Here is a 23,869-nt window from a genome sequence, read left to right on the forward strand (position 1 = left end):
CGCCCGTTCGGGACGTGCAGGCCGCCGCGCCAGTTTCTGGCAATTTTCGAGGGGAATCAACGGCATCTCGCGTCTCACGGGCGCTCTGGGTCGCGCTCGCCGCGCTCGCCACGCTCGTCTCGCTCGCCGCCGCGCTTCGGCTTCCAGTCCTCGAGCGCGGCGAGCTTCTCGTCGTCGCCCAGCCACCCTGCCCCGGCCGGCAGCCGCGCGCCGTCGCGGCGGGCGCGGTGCAGCTTCGCGCGGAACATCGACGCCTGCGTGAAGTCGGCGCCGGACAGATCGCAGTGCGAGAGGTCCGCGTACGCGAGCTTCGCGCCGACGAAGCGCGCGCCGGGGCACGAGGCGAACGCGAGGTACGCCTCGACGAGCTCCGCGCCCGAGAAATCGGCCTCCGCGAGCGCGGCCCGCTCGAAGATCGTGTTCTTCAGCCTCGCCCGCGGGAACCGCGCCTGCGCCGCCTTCGCCTCGCCGAAGAGCGCCTGCGTCAGGACCGCGTCGCTGAAGTCGCAGCCCGACACGTCGACGCCGGTGAAGTTGCACTGCGTCGCGTCGCAGCCCGCGAAGCTGGAGCCCGCGACGCTGCCGCGCATGAACTGCGTTCGGAACAGCCTGATCCCCTGGAACGCCCGCGCGCCCAGCGCGGCCTCGACCAGCGTCGTGAGCGTCAGGTTCGCGCCGTCGAGCAGCGCCGTGCGCAGGTCGAGCCTGTACAGCGTCGCCTTCTCGAGGTTGGCGCGAGAGAAATTGGCGCCGTCGGCCCTGACCTCGACGAGGTTCGCCCGGTCGAGGTTCGCCCCCTCGAACGAGGCGCGCTCGACCGAGCACGTCGTCCAGGTCGCGATGGGCGCCTCCGCGCCCGACAGCGCCGCGCCCTCGAGCGTCGACTCCACGAAGCTCGCGCCGACGAGCCTCGCCCCCGAGAGCGTCGCCCCGTCGAGGCGGCTCCGGAAGAAGGTCGTCAGGTGCAGGTCCACGCCCGCCGCGTCCACGCCGGACAGGTCGCACTCCGTGAACGTCGACTCCTTGACGAGCGCGCCCCGCATCGCGCGGGGCATGCGGACCCGGTCGAACACCGCGCCCGAGAGATCCGCGCCCGTCAGGTCGAGCCCGGAGATGTCCACGGCCTGGATCGGCTCCCCGTGGCGGACCTTGTCGAGCACCTCGTCGCGGTTCATGTCGCGCCTCCGGGAGCCGGCGCCGCCTGCCGGTCGAACCGGGCGAAGTCGACGCTCGCCTCGGCGAACGTCGTCCGGCTGTCCCCGCGCGCGCGGCTGAAATCGGCCCGGCAGAGCTGCGCGCCCGTGAAATCGGCCCCCGCCAGGCGCGATTTCGAGAGGATCGCCTCCGTCAGGTTGCACCCGCGGAGCGAGGCGCGGTCGAGGTTCGTCCGGATCAGCAGGGCGTTCTTCATGACCGCGCGGTCGAAGATCGCGCCCGTCGCGTCGGCCTCGGAGAGATCGGTCATCGTCATCTGGGCGCGATCGAAGCGCGCGCCGCGCAGGTCGGTCGTCCGGAAGCAGGTCCTGTCGAGCACCGCGTCGCGGAAGTCGGCCTCGGGCAGGCCGCTCTTGTGGACGGCGACCCCCTCGGAGAAGCGCGCGCCCGCGAAGCGCGCCCGCGACCCCGTGCAGCTCATCAGCGACGTCTTGTGCAGCCGCGCGCCCGACAGGTCCGCGTCGTCGAGCGAGCACTCCAGCAGCGTCGCCCGCTCGAGGTTCGCCCCGGCGAGGTTCGCGTCGGCGAAGCTCGTCTGGACGAACGAGCAGAGCGAGAGGTCCGCGCCCGAGAGATCCACGCCGGCCCAGCTCACCTGGAGCACGTCCGCGCGCTCGAGCCGCGCCCGCTTCAGGCTCGCCCCGGCGAGCCTCGCGCCCATCAGGACGGCCTCGGTCAGGTCGGCGTCGTCGAGCACCGCGCCCTCGAGGTTCGCCTTGCCCAGGTTCGCGCCCCGGAGCCGCGCGCCCGTGAGGTTCGCGCCCGTGAGGTCGGCCCTCGCGAGCACCGCGCCCTCGAGCACCGCGCCCGAGAGGTCGCAGCCGCGCAGGTCGGCCCCCTCGAGGAACGCGCGCACGAAGCGCATCCCCCGCAGATCGACCCCGCGGAAGTCGGCGCCGGTGAGGTCGCGCTCGTCGAGCGGCTCGCCCGCTTCGCGCGCCGCATCGACGACGACGCGCGCCATCTGCGCGGCCTCGGCGGTCATCGGCAGGGCCTCGGACCGGAGGTGCGCCGAGCCGCGGTAGCCCTCGCGCGCCGTCTGCTCCAGGCGCAAGAGCTGCTCGTGGAACGCCGGATCCGCGAGCATCGCCTCGAGCTCGAGGTTGGGCACGCCGCCGCGGCGCCCGGCCTCCGCCAGCTCGGCGTACTGCTGGAGCTGCGCCTGCGCCGAGAACTTCGGCGGGCCGCCGGGCGGATCGTCCTCGTTCTCGGCGCGCCGGAGCGTCTCCTCGGACACGCCCATGTCCGCGGCCCGCGCTTTCATGCGCTCCTCGGCCTCCTTCTTGAGGCGCGCGGCCCGCTCCTCCTCCTCCTCCATCTTCCGCGACGCGGTGTCCAGGTACACGACCAGCGCGTCGAGATCGTCGACCGGCGGCGGCGCCTCCTCCTCCGGCAGCGGCCCGTCGAGGCCGTAGCGCGCGGGGTCGATGCCGTCGGCGAGGAGCTCCTCGCGGCGGCGCTCGCGCTCCCGCTCCGCGCCGCGCCGCAGGTTCGGCGCGGCGAGGTTCTCGCTCTTGATCCACTGCATCATCTGGAGCCCGGCGACGTTCGCGACGACGCCCGACTCGCGCGGCGGCATGAGATCGCTGTCGCTGAGGGACGCGATCGCGCCCCGGTCCCTGTCGATCCGCCGGGCGAGCGCCTCGCGGTAGTGCTCGATCGGCCGGGGGCGGCCGATCTCCTCGCAGGCGACGACGAGATCGACGATGTCCGCGGCGTCGTCCTCGGCCACGGGCATCGAGCCGTGGAAGATCACCACGCCGAGGTTGGCCGAGGGGAAGAGCCACACCGTGTCGCAGCGGACGGGCAGCTCCACGAACGCCTCCCCGCCCGCGTCGCGGCGGGTGACGAGCACGCGCGCGGCGAGGCCGGGGAGCGCGCCCTCGATGCGCGGGCGCGTCGGGTGCATGTTCTCCACGACGAACGCCTCGTCGCCGCGCAGCGGCTCGGCGCTCCATTGATCGCTCGGCGCGACGTTGAAGAAGGCGGGATCCACGTCGGGCGGCAGGCCGGGCGCCCACTTCTCGGCGTAGTCCGGGCCGTACGTCCCCGCGCGGGCGCGGCGCTGGGCGAACGTCACGTCCATCGGGAGGAAGGACGCCGGGCCCGGCCGGTCGCCGGGCGAGCGGATCAGCGCGCCGTAGTGCTCCACGTTCGGCAGCGGCCGGACGCGGTGCCCGCCGCGCTCGACCTCCTCGAGCCCCTTGCCGTAGGGGTTCGCCGCGTCCTTCGGCCCGCCGAGGGCGTGCGCCCAGTCGATGGGCATCTCCGCGAACGGCTCCGGCTCCGTGAAGCCGTGGCCGGTCCAGTGCCGGTCGCCCAGCACGGCCAGGCGCTTGTCGACGGCGCCGAGCCGCGCGCGCACGAACGACGCGGCGACGCGGCGGCCCTCCGGGGCGTAGCACCGGCCCGCGACGAGCAGCTCGCCGCGCGCCTTCGCGATGCCGTCGTCGAGCGGGAGGCCCCCGAGCTCCGGGGTCGCGGCCTGCCAGAACGTCATCTCGTCGACGAGCGAGCGCGGCGCGTCGAGGGGGAACGCCACCATCGCGCCCACGTGGAACCTGAGGCGCCGCGCGACCTCGACCACGCGCGTGAGCGCCGGGACCTTGAGGGGTTTGACGACTCGCATCCGCGCTCAGAGCTTCGTGAAGCCGGCGTTGTACGCGATGACCCCGGCGAGGATCAGGCCGATCGCCTTCTGCTTCAGGTAGGTGCCGAACTGGTTCATCTTGAGGCCGACGGCCTTCTTGTCCATCCCGACGTAGTCGAGCTTGATCCCCACGAGCTCGAGCTTGAGCCCGTACAGCGTCTGGTAGAGCGCGGCGTGGTCGGTCTTGAGGACGCCGCTCGCGCCCTTGTAGACGTAGAGCTCGTGCTTGTTCGGCGTGAGGTCGAACGTCAGCCCGAGCACCTCCCACTTCAGGTCGGTGGCGGTGATCTTCGCGCTCGGCGCCTTGATCACGAAGCTCGTGTCGCTCTTCAGGTCGACGTTGCCGCCGAAGTGGCCGTTCCAGGTGGTGGCGACCTCGGTCTTCCAGCTCTTGTAGTCGTCGAAGCTCAGGTCCGTGACCTTGTGCGTCCACGGCCCGGTCACCGTCGACGAGCCCTCCGGCTCGATCGTCTGCTCGTACGTGCCGTGGACGTCGTGCTTCATCCCGCCGCTCGTGATGGTCAGCGTCATCCCGTCGGTGATCGTCTGCTTCATGCCGCCGGCTTCCACGGTGTCCACGCGGCCCGTCTTGATCGTGGTCGTGCGCGTCGCGTAGTACGTCTCCGTCGCCGCGCCGGTGACCTGGAACGTGTACGTCGCGCCGACGCCCGCCCAGAGGTCGCCCACCACCATGCTGAACTTCTGCCCGCCGACGTTCTCCCAGGAGTCGCCGCCGATCCAGGACCCGCCGTCGCCGCACGTCGTCTCGAGGTAGCTGAACGTGACGTCGACGAGGCTGCTGCCCGCGACCGCCGGGTCGGCGTTCTCGGGGGACAGGAACGTGCCGACCTGCGTCTCGCCGTCGCCCGTATAGACCGACGAGTGGCCGCCGCTCGGCGTGCCCATGTAGATGCCGGTGCGGTTGTTCGGCGTGTGGAGGAAGATGAACTCCTTGCCCTGCTCGTCCTCGAGCACGAGCTGGTTGCCGCTGCCGGTCCGGATGATGTTCTGGCTGAGGTTGCGCTCCCCGACGACGCTCGGCCGGTGCGCGTTCGGCACGACCCCGGCGATGAACGGCCGGTCCGGGTCGCCGCCGAGGAAGGCGATCATCACCTCGGTCCCCTTGCGGAGCGGGAAGTGGAAGCCCTCGGTGGTCCCGCCGTGGGGCTGCATCATGCGCACCCGCGTCGAGACGCGCGCGTCGGGCAGGCCGCTCGTGTCGAACTCGAAGCGCACGAGGTAGCGGCCGTCGGCGTCGATCTGGGCGTACTGGCTGTCGGCGGGGCCGCAGACCACGGCGTTCTCGAGCCCGTAGATGCGCGGCCACGGCGTCGTTTGCGGCGCGCGGAACTGCACGTCGGCCGGGATCGCGAGCAGCTTCACGCCGTAGATGTTCTTGTCCGAGAGCCGCGTGAGCTTCGCGATCTCGGGCGTGATCCCGGCGATCGACGCGGTGTGGTGCACCTCCAGCGCGAGCCACTCCTCGCCGACGTCGCCCGGCTGGTCCTCCAGCGAGAACCGGTACCCGGCGCGGGGGCCGAGCACGTCGCCGCTGCCGCGCAAGGTCACCTCGCGGCAGCCGATCGACTGCGCGCGCACCTGCGCGAGGCGCTCGGCGTCGCTCTGCATGAAGACGCGGTAGCCGTACTCGCGGATCGCGCCGAGGCCGTTCTGGGTGATGCTGCTCTCGCCCTTCACCGACGCGGACGGGTTCGAGTAGTTGTAATCGGCGATGGTGACCGACTTCGGGAGCCACTGCACGTCCTGCTCGAGGTGGTGCAGGCCCGGCGGCGCGGTCACGTCTTCGCCGAAGAGGGGGACGTAGCGCACGGCGCCGCCGCCCGGGAAATCGTCGTGCAGCCCGCGGTCGTCCACGACGACGAGCACCTCGCCGGGCCCGTCCTCGGGGTGCTCGAAGTAGTAGTAGAGCCCCTCGCGCTCGAGCCACCGGTGGAAGAACGCGAGCTGCGTCTCGCGGTACTGCGCGACGAACTCCTCGACCGGGTAGTCGGCGTCGTCGATCGAGAAGCGGAACTCGCTTGCCGCGAGCCCGCCGCTCTGGAGTGTCGCCGAGAGGAACTCCTTGACGGCCTGGTTCGTGAAGACGTGGCTGCGCCAGAAGTGGCGCAGGAGCCAGAGCTTCGGCACGAGCAGCGCCTGGTACAGCGCCCGATCCGCGTTCTGGTGCAGGAGGCGCACGCTCGCGATCACCCCGTGCAGCACGAACGGGTCGTTCCCCTGGCCGCGGTTCGCGCGGACGGTCGCCCGCTCGCCCACCGCCTTGCGCACGTCGGTGTTCGCGGGGACGGAGAAGAAGAGCTCGAACTCGTACGGCTGCGAGACGTGCTCGGTGCCCCGGAAGCCGATGAAAGCGACGCTGGCGAGCGCCGAGCACGAGAGCGTGAAACCGTCGTGGCGCATCAAGAGTCTCCCGTCCCAGACCTAAGTGTTGACGGCGGAATCTCAGCGCATCGCGCCGCGGCGTCAACGCTCAGCTGCTGCCGGGCGGCGCCGCGAAACAGGGGGATCCGGCGGTGGGATGAGCGCGCACGTGTGTGCGTCCGGCGCCTGACCGCGCAGCGCCGACGACGCGCGCACCGCGTGGTCGTGCCGCGTCGCCGCGCGGTGGCGGTATTGTGCAGCGTCATCGTGCGATGGGGGCTTCGTCATCGCGCATGGCGGCCTCTTCACGGCTTCGTCGCGGCTTCGTCATCGCGCGATGGCGGCCTCTTCACGGCTTCGTCATCGCGCATGGCGGCTCCGTCATCGCGCGGCGGCGGCGTCCTCGTGCGGCGTCATCGCGCCGTGATCTCGCGCGGCGGCCGCGAGCGCGGCCACGACGCCGCGCGCGAAGCCGCGGAGGCGCGCGACGTCCTCGGGGCGAGGCGTGAACGAGGGCGCGTCGCAGTAAAGCCGGCGGGCGAGCTCGACCTGGAGCGCGTGCACCCCCTCGTCGCGGCGCGCGTGCCGCTCGATCGCGTGGCCGCCGGGGAACGGGTCGTCCAGCGCGAGCGACAGGCCGTGCGCGCGCGCGACGTCGGCGACCGCGTCGCGCGCCCAGCCGGCCGCGCTCGCGCCGCCCCGCGTCCCGAGCACGACGTCGGCCGCGCGCGGGAACAGGACGTCGGGGTAGCTGTGCGCCGACACGAGGATCGCCACGCCGTGGCGCGCGCGCGCGGCGGCGAGGCGCGCGGCGACCTCCGCGTGGTACGGCTCGAACACCTCGCGCACGCGGCGCTCGACCTCGGCGCGCGGCGGCGGGCTGTCGAGCCACGCCTCGCCGCTCGCCGAGCGCCGCCGCACCTCCCGCAGCCCGTAGGGGAGCTTGTCCTCGTAGGGCGTGGGCACGCGCGGGGCCGTGTTGAGGTCGATGACGAAGCGGCTCGCCGTCGCCACCACGAGCGCGGCGCCCTCCTCTGCGACGTCGCCGAAGAGCGCGTCCGCCGCGACGTCCGCGTCGGCCACGAGCGCGCGCTCCGGCACCCGCGTGAAGCGCGCCGCGCGCTCGTCCACGGCGAGGCCCGCGTGCGGGACCTCGACGACGACCGGCCCCGGCGCGGCGGGCTCGTGGACGCGGAACGGGCGGAGCGGAGGCGGCGGCGCGGACATGATCCTCTCCGCGGGTGTACGCGCGGGACGCGCGGGAGGGAACGGGCTCCCGCGCCCTCGCCGGGAGCGCCGGACCGACGCGCCCTCCGGCGATCTTCCGCGCGCGCGACCACGCGGAGGCGCCGCCGCGGAGGCGCCGGGTTTTTCGCACGGGCGCCCCGCTTTGCGCTCTCATGGCGGGCCATGGGACACCGCCTCTTGTCGATCGTCAGCGACCACCACCTCGACGCCTGGTTGTCGTCGGTCCTGGTGGACGGCGTCGCGACGGTCGGCCTGCTCGTCCTCGCCGCCCACGCCGTCCGGCTGGCGCTCCGCGAGCGCCGCGCCGCCGCGCAGGCCGAGGCGTCGTTCGATCCCGGCGTCGCGCTCGCGCCCGGCGAGGCCGTCGTCATGGGCACCGTCGAGCGAGCGCAAGGGGCGGACGTGGCCGTGCGCGTCGAGGTCGAGCAGGAGGGGTCCGAGACGGAGAGCTCCGGCGTCTGGAGCCACGAGTGGTCCGAGACCGATCGCAAGGTCCGGGTGCAGCCCTTCTACCTGCGCCACGCCTCGGGCGCGCGCGTCCGCGTGGAGCCCGGCGAGGACGTGACGCTCGTCGACGCGCTCGACGGCATGATCCTCGTCGATCGCACGAAGCGCGTCCGCGTGGCCGAGCTCGTGCCCGGCGAGCAGGTCTTCGCGGTCGGCGAGCTCCGGCGCGCGCCCGACCCCGAGGCGCCGACCCAGGGATACCGCGGCGCGGCGCAGGGGTTCCTGCTCGTGCCCCGCTCGCACGGGCGGCGCATGCTCCTCTCGTCCGAGCCGCTCGGGCAGCGGTTCGCGCGCCGGGCGGCGTTCCACCTGCGGTGGGGCGCCTTCGCCGCGGTCGCGTCGATCGCGTTCAACGCCGCGTTCGCGGGCTTCCACGCGCGCCGATGGCTGGGAGAGACGATCGATGTCCGCGTGACCGAGCTGCGAGAGATCGAGAGGGGCGACACCGACTACCACGAGGTGACGGCGCAGGGCGAAGGCGGCGCCGCGATCGTGGACGAGGTGTCCCACGCCGCCTTCGCCCTACTCCGGAAGGGCGACGCGCTGAAGGCGCGCCACGTCCCGTCGTGGCCGTTGGCCAGCGCGGTCGGCCCCGGCGTGACGGCCCACTCCGCGGCCTGGGTCGCCTTGCCGCTCCTCGGCGTCCTCGCGTTCGCCTACCTGATCCGCGCGCACAGCACGCGGCCCTGGTACGAGAAGAAGGTGGTCGATCAGGGGAACGGCAAGCTGCCCGACGTCGAGCCCGGGGCGCAGGCGGCCGTCGCGAAGAAGGCCCCGAAGCGCCCCGAAGGTCGCCGCCGGAAGACCTCGTCCGGCTGACCGGCCGCGCGCGGCGCCGTCGCGCGGCCGGGCGCGGTCATCCGCCCGCGTTCGCGAGCTCGCTCGGCTTGATGAGGGTGAAGGCCGCGCCCCAGGGATCGGTGACGACCGACTGCCGACCATAAGGCGTGTCGAAGGGCGGCACATGCACCTTGCCGCCCAGCGCCTCGACCTTCGCGAGCGCGGCGTCGAGGTCGTCGACGGCGAAATACGTCATCCAGTGCGGCGGGACGTCGGCCGGCCACTGCGCGTTCATCTGGAGCACGCCGCCCGCCGTCTTCTGGCCCTTGTGGAGCGTCACGTAGTCGATCCCGGGCGCGTCGAGCTTCTGCGCCTCGAGGTCGAAGACGCGACAGTAGAAGTCCGCCGCCTTCTTGTGATCGCGGGTGTTCACCTCGTGCCAGATCATCGAGCCGTGCTCGAGGATCGCCTGCGCGCCGGTGTGGTTCTTCGGCTCCCAGACGCCGAAGGCGGCGCCGGTCGGGTCGGACGCCACGAGCATGCGCCCGTGATCCGCCACCGCCATCGGCCCCATCATGATCTGCCCGCCGCTCGCGCGGATGCGCTCGGCGATCCGGTCGGCGTCCTCGCCGTCGAAATAGACGCTCCACACCGGGGGGAACGTGGCGCCCGCGGGCCGCTGGCCGATGCCGGCCGCGCGGCGCCCGCCGACGCTGCACGTCGTGTAGTGGTGGAGCTCCGGCGGGCCGACTTCGAACGTCCACCCGAACAGCGCGCCATAGAACTTCATCGCGCCGTCGAGGTCGGGCGTCATCAGATCGACCCACGATAGGGTCCCCGGGGTATGCCGCTCAATCGTGCTCATGTGAGGTCCTCCGTGCGGTGGCGTGAACGGCGGCGACCCTATCACGGCTCCCCGCCATCGACGGTGGTCCGGCGCGCGCGCCGCGTCGCTGCGTCGCCGCTGCGCCGAGCGGAGGCGCATTGCGCGGCGTCGCTTCTTTCTTCCATCCGCCGCGCGCGGGAGCCTCGTATAAGGGACCTGCACCATGAAGATCTCCGAGTACACCGCCTTCGATGCCCTGGGCCTCGCGGAGCTGGTCCGCCGGCGCGAGGTCACCCCTTCCGAGCTCATGGACGTGGCCTCGACCGCCATCGAGCAGGTCAACCCGGCCCTGAACGCGGTGATCTCCTCGCTGCGCGACGACGCCGAGCGGGCGATCCGCGCGGGGCTGCCGGAGGGGCCGTTCACCGGGGTGCCGTACCTCGTGAAGGACCTCGGCATCCTCGTCGCGGGCACGCCGACCGGAATGGGCTCTCGGCTGTTTCAGGGCCTCGTCTCGTCCGCGGACGACGAGCTCATGACGCGCTTCCGGCGCGCGGGGCTCGTGTCCGTGGGCAAGACGAACACCCCGGAGCTCGGCCTCAACGTGGTCACCGAGCCGGCGGCGCACGGGCCGACGCGCAACCCGTGGCGCCCGGATCGCACGCCCGGGGGCTCGAGCGGCGGGGCGGCCGCGGCCGTGGCCGCGCGCATGGTGCCGATGGCCCACGGCAACGACGTCGCCGGGTCGATCCGCATCCCGTCGTCGTGCTGCAACCTCTTCGGGCTGAAGCCCACCCGCGGCCGCGTCCCGACCGGGCCGATCGAGGGCGAGGTCCTGATGGGCTTCGCCACCGACCACGTGCTGACGCGCTCGGTGCGGGACAGCGCGGCGCTGCTCGACGCGATCGCCGGGCCCGACGCGGGCGCGCCGTACTTCACGGCGTCGGCCCCGCGGTCGTTCCTGGAGGAGGCGCGCACGCCGCCGGGGCGGCTGCGGATCGCGTTCACCGACGCCTCCTGGAGCGGGGTGCCGGTGCACGACGAGTGCAAGCTGGCGGTGCGCCGGGCCGCGGCGCTGTGCGAGCAGCTGGGGCACGAGGTCGTGCCGGCGCGGCCGGACATCGCGTGGGAGAAGGTGCGGATCGCCTTCCGGATGCTGCTGTCGTACCACGCCCACATGTTCGACCGCGTCTGCCCGCTGTACGGGCTCGCGGCGGGGCGCGACACGCTCGAGGCGACCACGCTGACCATGGCCGAGGCCGGCCGGCGGATGAGCGCCGTGGATCTGCACGACGTGCTCGTCGCGCGCGACCAGCTCGCGCGGCAGCTCGGGCAGTTCTTCACGCAGTTCGACGCCCTGCTCACGCCGACGCTGGCCACGCTCCCCATCCCGTCCGGCACGCTCGACGCGAACGATCCGACCGTGAGCGCCGAGGGCTGGCTCGACCGGATCTTCGAGTTCGCGGCGTTCACGCCCCTCTTCAACGTGAACGGGAGCCCGGCCATGTCGGTGCCGCTCCACATGAGCGCCGACGGCCTGCCGGTCGGCGTGCAGTTCGCCGGCCGGTACGCCGACGACGCGACGCTGCTGCGGCTCGCCGGCCAGCTCGAGCAGGCGGCGCCGTGGGACAAGCGCCGGCCGGGGATCTGCGCGAAATGAGCGCGCGTCCCCGCGCCGCGCGCCTCCGGCTCAGCTGACGTTCTGCGCGAGCCGGCGCTGCCCGGAGGTGATCAGCGGCTGCAGCACCGCGCGCGAGACCGGCTTGACCAGGTGATGGTCGAAGCCGGCCGCCCGCGAGCGGCGCCGATCTTCATCCTGGCCGTACCCGCTCAGGGCCACGAGGAGCGCCCGCTCCAGCTCGGGCTGCCGGCGGAGCTGCCTGGCGACCTCGTACCCGTCCATCCCAGGCAGCCCGATGTCCAGCAGCACGACGTCCGGCAGGAACGCCGGGGCCGCCTCGAGCGCCTCGGGGCCGCTCCTCGCCATGGCGACCTCGTGGCCCAGGGCCTGCAGCAGCATGACGAGGGACTCGGCCACGTCGGGGTTGTCCTCGACGACCAGGATGCGCCTCGGGCTCGCGGGGCCCGGGCGCGCCTGCGGGAGCGCCGCGGAGGGCGTCGCCGCGCCCCCGGCGCCGGCGGCGAGGGCCTCCGCCGGCAGCCGCACGATGAACTCGCTCCCCTTCCCCGGCCCGTCGCTCGCGGCGCGCACGGACCCTCCGTGCATCTCGACCAGGCGGCGCACCAGCGTCAGACCGAGGCCGAGCCCCCCCTGGGACCGGTCCAGCGCGCGGTCTCCCTGGGTGAACAGATCGAACAACTTCGGCAGGAGGTCCGGCGGGATGCCCTGTCCGGTGTCCCTGATCCGGATCTCGAGGCCGTCCCCCGTCCGCTCGCCCATCACCCAGATGCGGCCCCCTGGCTCCGTGTACTTGACCGCGTTGTGGAGGAGATTCGTGATCACCTGCGTCATCCGGGTCGCGTCCACCTCGAGGTGCGCGGGCTTCATCGGGAGCGAGATCATCAGCTCGAGATCGCGCGCCTCGACGAGCGGGCGGACGGTCTCCACGGCCTGGCCCACGATCGCGGCGAGCTCCGCCTTCTCCTTGTGGAGCTGGATCATGCCGCGCGTGATGCGCGAGACGTCGAGCAGGTCGTCGACGAGCCGCACGAGGTGCTCGACCTGGCGCTCGATGATGGCGTAGGCCTTCTCCAGGCGCTCGGCGTCGCACGGCTTCTGGCGCAGCACCTCCATGAGGCTGCGGACCGGGGCGAGCGGGTTGCGCAGCTCGTGCCCCAGCATCGCCAGGAACTCGTCCTTCTGCCGGTCGGCCTGGGCGAGCTGCTCCGCTCGGTGCTGGAGCGCTTCTTCGAGGAGCTTTCGTTCGGTGATGTCGACGCACGCGCCCGTCACGGCCACGGGGCTCCCGCGCGCATCGCGCAGGATCGTCCCCTGGTCGCGCAGCCAGCGGACGGAGCCGTCGGGCCCGACGACGCGGAACTCGACGGTCAGCTCCGTGCCCTCGCGGAGCGCGGCCTGGAAGGCGCCTCGCACGGCCGCCTGGTCGTCGGGATGGATGAGCTGGATGAAGTCCTCGAGGGTGCGCACCTCCGTGTCCGGCGCCGCGCCCATGAGGCGCTTCAGGCTCGCGTCCAGGGTCTCTCGGTCCTCGGCGACGTTCCAGAGCCAGGTGCCCATCTTGGCGGCGTCGAGCGCGACCCGCAGCCGCTGCTCGCTCTCGCGCAGCGCCAGGTCTGCTAGGTGGGTCTCCGTCCGATCGCGCACGACCTTCGCGAAGCCGCGCAGGTTGTTCGCCTCGTCCCTGAGCGGCGTCATGATGCCGCTGCACCAGACGCGGCTGCCGTTCTTCCGGAGCTGCCAGCGCTCGTCGGATGCCCGGCCCTGCGCCAGGGCGGTCCTCATCTCGTTGGCGAGCACGCCGGCCCGGACGTCCTCGGGCGTGTAGATCAGCTCGAGCGGCTTTCCGAGGATCTCCTCCTCGGTGAACCCGAGGACCTCGGCGGCTCCCCCGCCCCAGGCGATGACGTCGCCGGCCGGATCGGCGATGAGGATGGCGTAATCCTTCGTGTTCTCGACGAGCAGCTGATAGAGCTGACGCTGCCACGTGTCCTGTCGGGCTCTCGGTTCCTGGTCCATGGGACGCACGCCTCTCTTTCCAGCGACTCCTCGCTTCGCGGCCGAGCGGCGTGGCAAGAGGCTTCGATCGAGGTCCTCACGTCGGCGCTGCGGTGACGCGCCCGGGGAGAAGCAACCCGCGATCCACGCGGATCCGCGACGTCGCGCGCGCAGGGGTGCGGCGCTCGGGCGTGCGCGGGGCGCGGGGCGCGGGGCGCGGGGGCCGATCGAGCCGGCGCTGCGGCGCGAGGAGGCCGCGCCGAGCTGCCCGGCCCTCCTCTCGTCTCGACGTTGCGCAACATGGCTGTCGCGCGGCGGAGCTCCCAGCCGCTCACGGCCGCGACGTTTTGACTTTACGGCTGCTGCCGCCTTCCGGTACAACCTCGAGAGCGCCAGCCCTCCGGCTGGCGTTTTCGTTGCTGGCCACGCTCGCGACGAGGCCTGCGCGCGCCGCCGCGGCTCCGCGAAGATGCGTGTCGCCCGCGAGGCGACGAGCGCGCGTGCGCCGTGTCGCACGATCTCGCGCCGATGGATCGAGGCGGTCACTCCAGCCTCGATGCGCAGGCCACGGCTCGTCTCGTCGCGCCCACACCGAGGAGAGGATCCATGAGAGACAGGACGATGGATGAGAGGACGTCTCCGAAGCACGCCTCGTCGGGCGAGCTTCACGCAGCGGCGCGCGGCCCGGCGCATCTCCATCTCATCGTCGGCCCGGTGGGCGCCGGCAAGTCGACGTTCGCGCTCGAGCTCTGTCGAGCGCAGCGCGCCGTGCGGATGAACCTGGACGAGTGGATGACGGCGCTCTTCAGCCCGGATCGCCCGGATACGGGCGTGCTGGCGTGGTACATCGAGCGAACGGAGCGGTGTATCGATCAGATCTGGACGCTCGCCGAGAGGATGCTCGACGTGGGCACCAGCGTCGTGCTCGAGATCGGCCTCATCCGCCGGGACGCCAGGGAGAGGTTTTACGAGCGCGTCGACACCGGCGGATACGGCCTCACCATCTACGTGCTCGACGCGCCTCGCGCGCTGCGGCGCGAGCGCGTGGAGCGGCGCAATCGCGAGCAGGGGAGCACCTTCTCGATGGTGGTTCCACCTCAGTTCTTCGAGCTGGCCAGCGACAGGTGGGAGCCGCTCGACGATGACGAGCGAGAAGGACGCGACGTGCGGCTCCTGTCCACCGGGGGCTGAGCGCGCCGCCGGCGGACGATCCGTGATGGCCGGGCGAGCGCGAGACGAGGCCTGTCGTCCGTCGCCGGGATCGGCCATCCTTCGCGGATGCAGCTGTGGCTCGCGTTCACCTCGCCGTTCGCCCGCAAGGTCCGCATCGCCGCCCACGAGCTCGGCCTCGCAGGGGAGATCGCGCTGGTCGAGACCGATCCGTGGACGGATCCGCGCCTGCGCGCGGTCAACCCCCTGGCCAAGGTGCCGACCCTGGTCCTCGACGACGGCGAGATCCTCTACGAGTCGTCCGCGATCTGCGATCACCTCGACGAGCGCGCCGGCGGCGGGCGCCTCGTTCCCCGCTCCGGCCGCGAGCGTCGCCGCGCCTTGCGGCTGCAGGGCCTGACCGACGGCGCGGCCACGGCCGCCGGGCGCCTGTTCGCCGCCGAGCGCCGCGCCGCGACGCAGCCGGACCCGATGACCCCGCGGTTCGAGCAAGCGATCGCCGCGTCGCTCGACGCGCTCGAGACCGAGCCGCTGTCGACCGAGGTCTTCACGATGGCCGAGGTCGGGGCCGCGTGCCTGCTCGGCTACCTCGGCTTCCGCTGGCCCGAGCGCGACTGGCGCCCCGGGCGCCCGGCCCTCTCGGCCTTCTGGGCCGCCGTGGCCAGCCGCCCCTCGCTCGTCGAGACGGCGCACCGCCTGCCGACGGCCGCGCCCCGTCCCTGAGGGCGCATCGCCTCGGCGCGCGGTCCGCGACCGCGTGGTCCGCGACCCCGACGCCGAGCAGGCCGGGCGGGCGCGTCCGGCGCTTATCGCCGCAGCGTCTTGTAGAACATGTAGCCGAGGCCCAGCGTCAGCGCGACGAGCACGGCCCCGCCGATCGCGGCGAGCGGCAGGACCTTCGCGCGCGCTTGCCGCTCCATCTCGCCGACGCGGCTCACGAGGTGCTCGCGGACCGCGTCGGCCCGCTGTTCGAGGCGCTCGCGCTCCGGCGAGTCCTTCGCCTCCTTGTCCCTGACCGCGGGCCCTGCGGCGCCGCGAGCCATGAGGACCTCCTCCTCGCTCCTCCGCTCGAGCTCGTCCAGGCTCGCGCGGACGCTCTCGCGGAGCAGGGCGGCGCGGTGTTCCAGGTCGTCGATGCCATCGGTGTTCGTGCTCATGCGATCTCTTCCTTCAGCAGGTTGGCCTGGGCCTGGGCGTGCTCCTTCGTGGCGTCGAGCGGCGGCTCCCGCGGGATGAGCCGGTATCCGACGAGCCCGGCGACCCCCGCCGTGACGAGCAGGACGCCCGCGATGACGAGGGCCGGCGCCGGCCCGCCCATCGCGAGCGCCGCCGCGACGAGGAGCATCGCCAGCGTCAGGATCGCGGCGGCGAAGGCCACGCCGAACGCGATGGCCGCATTCTTGAACTTGGCGACATCCCGCTTCGTCTCGTTCCTCGCGAGCGCGACCTCGATCCGGATCAGCTCCTGCGTGTCCTGGATGGCGTCCTTCACGAGCTCGACGAGCCCGCTCTCCTTGGGCTGGTGGTTGTTCGCCATGGCTTCCTCGCGTGGATGGGTCGGCCGGGGAACCTCCATCCGGCGCCTCGCCGGCGGGCTCATCCGCCCGTCCGCATCGGTCAGCTCCGTCAACGGCCAGTCGTGGGAGGCGCCAATGCATCCATCGGACCAGGCAGAGAGTTGGTGGGAGCGCCCCCCGCTGCGCGGACTGACAGGTCTCCCGCGTCGATGGCAGCGTCCTTTGCGCCACATGTGGCGCCCCTGCGCGTGCAGCGTAGGGCGCCTCGCCCAATCGCCGCGAGCGCGGCGCTGCCGGCCGGCGCTCCGCCGCGGTGCGGCAGGGCGCGCTGCCGGCGCTGGCTGGGATGCCCGGGTGAGCTGCGCCGGAAGCCCGATCGAGGCGGCGGCGCTCGGATCCTCGCCGGCGGGTCTCACCCCGCGGCGTCGCGGGGCGCTAGATGCTCGCGGCGCCGTCCACGCCTGGTGTAGATCCCTGTCCCCTTTCCAAGGAGACAACCATGAAGGCTCGGATGTGGCTGATGGCGCTCGCGATGATCACGGCTGCTGGATGCGGGAGCGACCGCGAAGAGGCGGAGAGCGCGACGTGTACGGGTGCAGGATGTGCGTGCAGCGGGTTCGACTGCGAGTGCGTGGCGGGCGCGGATTGCAAGACCGACTGCGGCTCGGAGGCGTGCGCGCTCGACTGCTCGATGGGCTCCAAGTGCAACGGCAGCAGCGAGGAGGCGCTCGTGATCCAGTGCATCGACACGAGCGAGTGCAAGGGCGACGGCGGCGACGGCAGCGTGCTCACGTGCACGCAGCAGTCGAAGTGCGATCTGAAGGCCGACGTTCGCTCCACGGCGATTTGCCGGGACCAGGCCGCGTGCAAGTTCGACATGGGCTCGGGCTCCATGATCTTGTGCGAGGGCGAGAGCAGCTGCGAACTCAAGTGCTTCGCGGATTGCACCGCGAGGTGCGCCGAGACGGCGACGTGCAAGGTGAGCTGCGGCGCTGACGGCTCGCCCGGCGTGACGTGCCCAGACGGAAGCACGGTATGCGGGGCGGCGTGCTGAGGAGCGGGCGTCCGCTGGGCGCCGTCGTCGGCGGCGCCCGGCGGCGCAGCGCCTCGCCGCCGGGCACCCGCGGCCGCGCGGGCAGCGCCGACTTCGGCCGCTGTTCGGGCTGACGGCGACCCTCAAGCCAGCGCAGCCTCGATGTCGTTCGCCGGCTTAGCCTGAATTTTCACCGAGATGATTCGCCTATCGGCGCAGCATGAGGCCGATGCGCGGCCTCCGCACTCCCCGCATCCGGGGTCACCCGCGAGCCTGCGGCCCGTGCTTGGCTCCCCGGTCGCCGGTTCACGATCGGCTATCTAGCCCGAGTAACATCGTAAGCTTGACAACATTTTTCCTTCGCGTATAGAGTGCGTCGCGTATCGCGCCCATGGGTTATCTGAAGGACGCGGTCGTGTACAGAGCAGCGTATGACGAGGTCGACGAAGACGATGAAAATCACTGGAGATATGGCCGTTCGAGGAGTGGCAATCGCTCTTGCTCTTGAGGCAGTTGCCTGCGGCGTCGAGGCACCACTGACGGACTCCTTGGGGACTCCCCTGGGCGAAACGTCGGCGGCCATTGTGCTAGAGAATCAAGACGCCGAGTTGACGGCAAATTTGGTCGCGCGTGTCGAAGTGCAGCCCAACGAATTGTTGGAGTTCTACGAACCGGCGCCTGGGCGGCTCATCGTGTCCGGCGGTGGACGGCCGGACGGTCCTCCGCGCTTCAGCGGAGCCGACAGTCGCATCGGGATCCGGGAGCTTTGGTCTCGCGCGACAGGTGGACAGCCGATGACGCCCGAGCTGCAGGCAGCCCTGAAGCGTTCTGAACAGCGACGGAAGGCGAATCGTCCAGCGGCTTTCGTTGCCGAGGCGACCGAGACTAGCACTGTACGCAGCGCGAGGGCTGAGCAGGCGCCTGACCTGGGAGACGGACAGCCCGCGTTTGCCGCAGGTTTGGGATACTGTGACACGACCTATCTGGCGTCCAATTACGCCGATTGCGATTGGGAGCCTGGCGGCATCTGGGAACAGACAAACTTTGATGTGTGCAAGCTGGATTGGATGCACGGCGCTTTTGCCCATCACAACGACGTCTACATTGGGCACGTCGCCGTGTGCGCTGCCGATGGCTCGATTTCGGTAGATGTCTCGAGCGACGAGTGGTCCACTGTGCACTGGTCTATGCCCACGGATACGTGGCACTGGCTTTACGCTCACGACGAGGGATGCAACGGTGACACGTTCGATGACTGCGCATCGGTTCACCTGGATATTACTGATGCAACGAACGATAGGTTCCACTTCCGGTTCATCGTCAACGAAGAAACCAGGGGTTAGGTAGATCCGGCCGTCGTGCCTGGTGATCGACGTGAACGTCTGACGCCGGCCCAGGACCGCGGCCGCGCGTAAACGCCGTCGTCGGCGCCGCCCGGCGGCGCAGCGCGCCGCGCCGCCGGGCGCCCGCGGCCGCGCGAGCCGATCAGTACTCCGTGTTGTTCGACGTCGAGATCTTCGAGGAGCTCACGCCCATGAAGAGCTGCTTGCCGATGTCGCTGTAGCGGGTGTTCGTCATCGTCACGGAGCTGCCGCTGCTGTCGGTCCTGAAGATCGACTCCTTCATCTTCGAGATGTCGCACCGGTCGATGAAGACGTCGACCTTGAAGGTGGTGCCGCCGTTCTGCCGGATGAACTTGCCGGCGTTCTCCGCCTTGAAGTTCGAGACCCTGAAGGTGCTGGGCGCGTTGATCTGGAACACCTTGTCCTCGCCGTTCTTCGCGGAGCCGCCGTTCAGGACCACGGTGCCGGACTCCTTGACCGTCATGGCGTCCTCGCCGATGTCCTCCCAGACGATGTTCTCGAGCGTGACGTTGCCGTAGGTGTGGATGCCGTCGGCGGCCGGCGCGCCGAGGACGACGTTCTTCAGCTTCGCGCCGTCCTCGAGCTTGAACACCGGCTTCTGCCCCTCCTTCTGGCTGCCGTCGCCGAGCTTGTCCTTGTCGGCGATGAAGCGCTTGCCGCCGCCGTCGAACGTCTCGCCTTTCTTCACGACGATGGTCGCGCTGACGACGCCGCCGTCCCCCGTCGTGGTCGAGCCGCCGCCGTCCGAGCCGCCGCCATCCGAGCCGCCGCCATCCGAGCCGCCGCCGTCCACAGGCACGAGCTCGATGTAGTCGATCTTGAGGTCGTAGCCGGACGCGGACGAATTCCTGCCCGTCACCTTGAAGGTGAACTCGACGTTCCCGGAGAGCGACTTCTCCGCGAGCTTCGCCGTCGTCCAGCTGTCGCCGGTGGAGGACGTATAGGCGTCGAAGGACTTCACCGAGGAGCCGTTCGCGAGCAGCTCGTACTTGCCGTACACGTTCCGCTTGGCGTACCGGAGGACGATCTCGTACTTGCCGGCCGCGACCGACGTGGAGAACTTGAAGGTGTCGCCGCTCTGGTTGGCGCGGAGCTTCACGTTGTCCGCGTTGTCCTCGATCCTGTCGCCCGAGGAGATGGCCCAGGACTGATCCTCCGCCTGGATCTTGACCGCGCTGAGCGCGTCGCTCATCGCGCCCATGTCCATCGCGGCCTCGTCCGCCGCGATGCAGCCGACGAGACCGAGCGAGAGCAGCGAACCCAAAGCACCGATCCATTTCAAGCTCATGATGTCATCCCTCGTTGATTGGCCGTCCGCGCGACCGAGCAAGTAGTCAAGCCATCTCAGGAGATCTCACCGCTCGACGGTCCGGAGCTCTGCGCCCCTCGCCGCGATGCAGCGCCCCGCCGCACGCCTCGACAGCCCATCAAAGCAACGCTCGGGCCACGAAGCGGCTTTGCCCGAGATCGTCCAAATGCACGCTATCCTTACATTTTTCCGCCGAAGCATCGCAGTCCGCCGCAATCCGACCGTGCCGGCGGAAAGGCACACACGCGGGCGTCGCGCGGGGTCGTCAACGACGTCAACCCGCGGTTGACGCCGGCGGGATCGAGCGCGGCGACATGGGACGACACGGTGGGAGCACCTCGCCCAGGGCGCGGCTAGGGCGGCACCTGAATCGTGCTGTCCACGTTGATCCTTTGGGAGCCGCGGCCCGCGGCGGCGGCGGGCTAGGCGCTCCTGCGCTTTTCCAGGGCAGGCGGACCTGGTAGACACGGGGCGGGTCGATTTTGTTCGCCCGACCGATGAGCTCGACCCCCTGCGGGCGTCAGTAGCTTCGAACCTACCCCACCGTGGAGACGATCATGTCGACGAACCGTTCCCGTATGCTCTTCGTCAACCTGCCCATCCGTGACCTGAAGCGATCGGTCGAGTTCTTCACCAGGCTCGGCTTCTCGTTCAACCCGCAGTTCACCGACGACAAGGCGACCTGTATGATCGTCAGCGAGCAGGCGTTCGTGATGCTCCTCGTCGAGGAGCGCTTCAAGGACTTCACCAAGAAGCAGATCTGCGACACCGCCACGTCGACCGAGGGGATCTTCGCGCTGTCGGCCAACAGCCGGGCCGAGGTCGACGAGCTCGTGAACACCGCGATCGCGTCCGGCGGGACGGAGGCGGGCGAGCCGTCCGATATGGGCTTCATGTACTTCCGGCGCTTCTACGATCTCGACGGCCACCACTGGGAGGTGATGCACATGGACCCGAACGCCGCCCCGCCGCACTAGCACCGCGCCGCCAGGCTCGTTCGCGATGCGGCGCGGCGGGAGGCCGCCGCGCCGCTCGTTCGCGATGGGGCGCGGCGGGAGGCCGCCGTCGGCGAGACGCGCTCAGAGCGCGAGCTTCACCTCGTAACGCGCGAGCCAGTCGTTGAGCAGGAGGACCTGCTCCACGCTCGACCGGGAGACCTCGTCCGAGGGCCCCCCGGCGCTCGACGCGGCGGCGCGGGCGCGCTCCGCGTCGAGCAGCGGCAGCACCGGAGCGTCCTTCTGGGCGAGGAGCCGGCCGAGCTGGCCCCGGAGCGCCTGCGCGTACGCGGGATCCTGCGTCGCCGGATATGGGCTCTTGCGCCGCTCCAGCACCGAGCGCGGCAGGAGATCATCGGCTGCGGCGCGCAGCAGGCTCTTCTCGCGCCCGTCGAAGGTCTTCATCGACCACGGCGTGTTGAACACGTACTCCACGAGCCGGTGGTCGCAGAACGGGACCCGGACCTCGAGCCCCGTCGCCATGCTCATGCGATCCTTCCGGTCGAGCAAGAGCTGCAAGAAGCGCGTCAGGTGCAGATAGCAAATCTCGCGCATGCGCCGCTCCTTCCCGTCCTCGCCCGGCAGGCGCGGGACCTCGGCGAGGGCCTCCGCGTAGCGCTCGGCGATGTAGCCCTGAACGTCGAGCCGCCCGAGGAGATCCGGGGCGAGCAGCGTCGCGACGGAGCTCGAGCTCCTCATCCGCGTGCGCATGGAGCTCCAGGGGAACGTCGCGGCGGCCACCGCCTCCGGGTCGTGGAACCAGAGATACCCGCCGAAGATCTCGTCGGCCGACTCGCCGGACAGGGCCACCGTGGAGCGCTCCCGGATGGCGCGGAAGAGCAGGTACAGCGAGGCATCCATGTCCCCGAAGCCGATCGGGATATCCCGGGCCCGGAGCACGATCGCGCGGACGGCGGGATCGGCGAGCTCGGCCGCGGAGAGCACGATGTCCGCGTGATCCGACCCGACGTACCGCTGGACCTCCGCGACGTAGGGCGCGTCCGGCGTGCTCCGCAGCTCGTCCGCCTTGAAGTTGTCGGCCTGGCCCACGAAATCGACGGAGAACGAGCGCACCGGCCCCGCGCCCGCCGCGCGCAGGGTCTTCTGGGCGAGCGAGGTGACGGCGCTGGAGTCCAGCCCTCCGGACAGCAGCGTGCACAGCGGCACGTCGGAGATGAGCTGGCGAGCGACGATGTCGTCGAGCAGCTCGCGGACGGTGCGGATCGTCGTCGGGAGATCGTCGGTGTGCGGCCTGGACTCGAGCGCCCAGTAGCGGCGCTCGGTGACGCCTCCTCGCCGGACGCGCACGACGTGGCCGGGGCGCACCTCGCGCATGTCGCGGAAGACGGCGAGCCCCGGCGTCTTCACGAAGGCGAAGAGCTCGCGCAAGCCGGTCTCGTCCACGACCGGCGCGGCGAGCGGGTTCGCCAGGATGGCCTTGGGCTCCGAGCCGAAGAGCACGCCCGAGCCGGTCGACTGGTAGAACAGCGGCTTGATGCCCATGCGGTCCCGGACGAGCAGGAGCTCTTCTTCGCGGGCGTCCCAGAGGGCGAAGGCGTACATGCCGTTGAGGCGCTCGGGGAAGCTCGCGCCCCACTCGAGGTAGGCGCGGAGGACGACCTCGGTGTCGCTGCTCGTCCTGAATCGGTGTCCGAGGGCCTCGAGCTCGCCGCGCAGCTCGCGGAAGTTGTAGACCTCGCCGGTATAGGCGAGGACGGCGGCCGGCGCGCCGTCTTCCTCGGCGATCATGGGCTGGCGCCCGCCCTCGAGATCGATGATGGCGAGGCGGCGGTGCCCGAGGCCCGCGCGGGGCGCGAGCCACAGCCCCTCGTCGTCCGGTCCGCGGTTCTTCATCGTCCTCGTCATCTTTTGCAGGACGTCGCGTTCCCGCGTCAGATCGCGGGCGTAATCCACCCATCCAGCAATGCCGCACATGGGATCACCGCCTCCTTGCAGCGCCGCCGCGCCGCCTCCGGCGGGCTCTTCGGCTCGCCGCGGCTCTCGCGGGCGCTCGTTGTTGAGCGCGAGCGTAGACAGCGCGGGCGCGTCGCGCAACCAGCCTGGCCAGCGCGGCATTCGCCGATCGCGCGGGAAGGCGCGGAGATCCGGGATACGAAGGCGATTGGCAGGAGCGCGGCGCGACAGGAGAGCTCACGCCTCCGGTGTGGCGACCAACGCCCAAGCACGCTCGAGCCGCCCGTCCGCACGGCGCGCGGTGGTGGCCCAATTTGCCCCGGAGTGATTCACATGAAGGCGGGAAGGCAGGAAGATCATTGATCTTTTCTTCCCGCCTTCCCGCCTTCATGTTCAAATCCGGCCACCCCCCGGCGCGCCGGCCGCGAGCGCGGCTCCGCCTCGGTCGAGCGGGGCGCGCTCCGGCGCCCCACGCCACGTCACGACCGGCACGGTTGCTGCAGCCCGTCGCGGCGACCGAGGACTCGTGCGCTTGACGCACGCCGCCGGGAGCGCGGCCATCGATGATGAAACCTGAGGACGAGAACGCCCCGATCGATGCGCCGGTGTCCTTCGGGTTCGAGAGCGACGCCGAGGCGGACGCCACGTGCCTCCTGATCACCTGGTTCGCCGTCGTGGAGTCGGCGGCGCTCGGGGTCCTGCCCGTCCTCCCGGCGCTCGATCTGGCGCGGGAGCGCGGCGACCTCGGCTATCTCGATTCGTTCTTTGCGCACGGCCTGAAGCACCTCCGGGACGAGCAGGCGCACGCGAATCTCTGGTGCGAGGCGCTCCTCGATTTCACCCGCGCCTACCCCGACGTCGTCGAGCGCGCGCGCCTCCCGGGGTGGCTCATGAAATCGATGCTCCGCAGGGTCGCCGTCCCGCACGACGTGCTCGAGTTCGCGGTCGACTGCCTCGCGTTCGAGGTGGTCATGAGCGCGTTTTACGAGATCGCCGCGCCGCGCCTCTCGTATCCTCCGCTCGGGCCTGTGTTCCGGCGCCTCGCCATCGACGAGCGCGCGCACACGGCCTACGACCGCGCCTACCTGGAAGGCTTCTTGTCCCGAGCCAGCCTGCCAACGTACGTCCGCGCGATCTCGCGCTACTGGTGGCACACGGCTGGCGTGCTCGCGACGGTGGTGCCGCTGCTCCGGGCGCTCGATCGCCACAGGCCCCTTCCTCGCGGCGCCTTCCGCCGGACGCTCGCCGCGCACCTTCGAGGGTCAGGGATGCCGGGCTGCCGCCGCGTCGCGCCCGCCCTGCTCGGCCAGCGAGCTGCCTAG

The 23,869-nt window shown here is 71.3% G+C and carries 18 protein-coding genes and 1 pseudogene; 8 read left to right on the forward strand and 11 right to left on the reverse strand.

Annotation, left to right across the window (positions count from 1 at the left end; all coding sequences use genetic code 11):
• Positions 1-74: 74 nt before the first annotated feature.
• The 4 genes from WMF26_RS29710 to WMF26_RS29725 form a co-directional block, all read right to left on the reverse strand.
• Complete coding sequence (locus WMF26_RS29710; protein ID WP_437995443.1) at positions 75-1,175, reverse strand: pentapeptide repeat-containing protein; 1,101 nt, start codon at positions 1,173-1,175, stop codon at positions 75-77.
• Complete coding sequence (locus WMF26_RS29715; RefSeq protein WP_437995444.1) at positions 1,172-3,844, reverse strand: DUF2169 family type VI secretion system accessory protein; 2,673 nt, start codon at positions 3,842-3,844, stop codon at positions 1,172-1,174. The genes WMF26_RS29710 and WMF26_RS29715 overlap by 4 nt, the downstream gene beginning before the upstream one ends.
• Positions 3,845-3,850: 6 nt before the next feature.
• Entirely contained in the window at positions 3,851-6,286 is a 2,436-nt protein-coding gene (locus WMF26_RS29720) for a type VI secretion system Vgr family protein (RefSeq protein ID WP_437995445.1), read from the reverse strand.
• 342 nt (positions 6,287-6,628) lie between these two features.
• Positions 6,629-7,474, reverse strand: a complete 846-nt coding sequence (locus WMF26_RS29725; protein ID WP_437995446.1) for an N-formylglutamate amidohydrolase — start codon at positions 7,472-7,474, stop codon at positions 6,629-6,631.
• A 183-nt stretch (positions 7,475-7,657) separates the two neighbouring features.
• Here WMF26_RS29725 and WMF26_RS29730 point away from each other — a divergent pair, with 183 nt between their 5' ends.
• The gene (locus WMF26_RS29730) at positions 7,658-8,821 is read left to right on the forward strand and encodes a hypothetical protein (RefSeq protein ID WP_437995447.1); all 1,164 of its coding nucleotides are present in this window, start codon (positions 7,658-7,660) and stop codon (positions 8,819-8,821) included.
• A gap of 37 nt (positions 8,822-8,858) precedes the next feature.
• Here WMF26_RS29730 and WMF26_RS29735 read toward each other — a convergent pair whose 3' ends face one another.
• Positions 8,859-9,647 carry a VOC family protein gene (locus WMF26_RS29735; RefSeq protein WP_437995448.1) on the reverse strand — a complete coding sequence of 263 codons (789 nt, stop codon included), beginning with the start codon at positions 9,645-9,647 and terminating at the stop codon, positions 8,859-8,861.
• Positions 9,648-9,831: 184 nt separating this feature from the next.
• Between WMF26_RS29735 and WMF26_RS29740 the strand changes: the two genes are divergently transcribed.
• The gene (locus WMF26_RS29740; protein ID WP_437949611.1) at positions 9,832-11,268 is read left to right on the forward strand and encodes an amidase; all 1,437 of its coding nucleotides are present in this window, start codon (positions 9,832-9,834) and stop codon (positions 11,266-11,268) included.
• A 30-nt stretch (positions 11,269-11,298) separates the two neighbouring features.
• Here the strand turns inward: WMF26_RS29740 and WMF26_RS29745 are convergent, their stop codons facing one another.
• Positions 11,299-13,266, reverse strand: coding sequence for a hybrid sensor histidine kinase/response regulator (locus tag WMF26_RS29745; protein ID WP_437995449.1), 1,968 nt, complete (start codon positions 13,264-13,266; stop codon positions 11,299-11,301).
• Positions 13,267-13,851: 585 nt separating this feature from the next.
• Here WMF26_RS29745 and WMF26_RS29750 point away from each other — a divergent pair.
• Both WMF26_RS29750 and WMF26_RS29755 read left to right on the forward strand, forming a co-directional pair.
• The gene (locus WMF26_RS29750; protein ID WP_437995450.1) at positions 13,852-14,436 is read left to right on the forward strand and encodes an AAA family ATPase; all 585 of its coding nucleotides are present in this window, start codon (positions 13,852-13,854) and stop codon (positions 14,434-14,436) included.
• An 87-nt stretch (positions 14,437-14,523) separates the two neighbouring features.
• Entirely contained in the window at positions 14,524-15,138 is a 615-nt protein-coding gene (locus WMF26_RS29755) for a glutathione S-transferase family protein (protein ID WP_437995451.1), read from the forward strand.
• An 83-nt stretch (positions 15,139-15,221) separates the two neighbouring features.
• Here WMF26_RS29755 and WMF26_RS29760 read toward each other — a convergent pair whose 3' ends face one another.
• Positions 15,222-15,572 (reverse strand): hypothetical protein, encoded by a 351-nt coding sequence (locus WMF26_RS29760; RefSeq protein WP_437995452.1) that lies wholly within the window; start codon positions 15,570-15,572, stop codon positions 15,222-15,224.
• A complete protein-coding gene (locus WMF26_RS29765) occupies positions 15,569-15,952 on the reverse strand; it encodes a phage holin family protein (RefSeq protein WP_437313154.1) in 384 nt (127 codons plus the stop codon). The genes WMF26_RS29760 and WMF26_RS29765 overlap by 4 nt, the downstream gene beginning before the upstream one ends.
• A gap of 479 nt (positions 15,953-16,431) precedes the next feature.
• Here WMF26_RS29765 and WMF26_RS29770 point away from each other — a divergent pair, with 479 nt between their 5' ends.
• A complete protein-coding gene (locus WMF26_RS29770; protein ID WP_437995453.1) occupies positions 16,432-16,986 on the forward strand; it encodes a hypothetical protein in 555 nt (184 codons plus the stop codon).
• A gap of 431 nt (positions 16,987-17,417) precedes the next feature.
• Positions 17,418-18,308 (forward strand): hypothetical protein, encoded by an 891-nt coding sequence (locus WMF26_RS29775; RefSeq protein WP_437995454.1) that lies wholly within the window; start codon positions 17,418-17,420, stop codon positions 18,306-18,308.
• Between the two features lie 142 nt (positions 18,309-18,450).
• Here WMF26_RS29775 and WMF26_RS29780 read toward each other — a convergent pair whose 3' ends face one another.
• Both WMF26_RS29780 and WMF26_RS29785 read right to left on the reverse strand, forming a co-directional pair.
• Complete coding sequence (locus tag WMF26_RS29780; RefSeq protein ID WP_438002463.1) at positions 18,451-19,122, reverse strand: pectate lyase; 672 nt, start codon at positions 19,120-19,122, stop codon at positions 18,451-18,453.
• 6 nt (positions 19,123-19,128) lie between these two features.
• Positions 19,129-19,617: pseudogene (locus WMF26_RS29785) on the reverse strand (pectate lyase); the annotation flags it as partial.
• A 578-nt stretch (positions 19,618-20,195) separates the two neighbouring features.
• Between WMF26_RS29785 and WMF26_RS29790 the strand changes: the two are divergent.
• Complete coding sequence (locus tag WMF26_RS29790) at positions 20,196-20,615, forward strand: VOC family protein (protein WP_437949618.1); 420 nt, start codon at positions 20,196-20,198, stop codon at positions 20,613-20,615.
• A gap of 102 nt (positions 20,616-20,717) precedes the next feature.
• Here the strand turns inward: WMF26_RS29790 and asnB are convergent, their stop codons facing one another.
• Positions 20,718-22,568, reverse strand: a complete 1,851-nt coding sequence (gene asnB / locus WMF26_RS29795; protein ID WP_437995455.1) for an asparagine synthase (glutamine-hydrolyzing) — start codon at positions 22,566-22,568, stop codon at positions 20,718-20,720.
• A 542-nt stretch (positions 22,569-23,110) separates the two neighbouring features.
• Between asnB and WMF26_RS29800 the strand changes: the two genes are divergently transcribed.
• Complete coding sequence (locus tag WMF26_RS29800; protein WP_437995456.1) at positions 23,111-23,869, forward strand: hypothetical protein; 759 nt, start codon at positions 23,111-23,113, stop codon at positions 23,867-23,869.

The organism is Sorangium sp. So ce185 (genome assembly GCF_051526825.1).
In the GTDB taxonomy this organism is placed as follows: Bacteria; Myxococcota_A; Polyangia; order Polyangiales; family Polyangiaceae; genus Sorangium; species Sorangium cellulosum_D.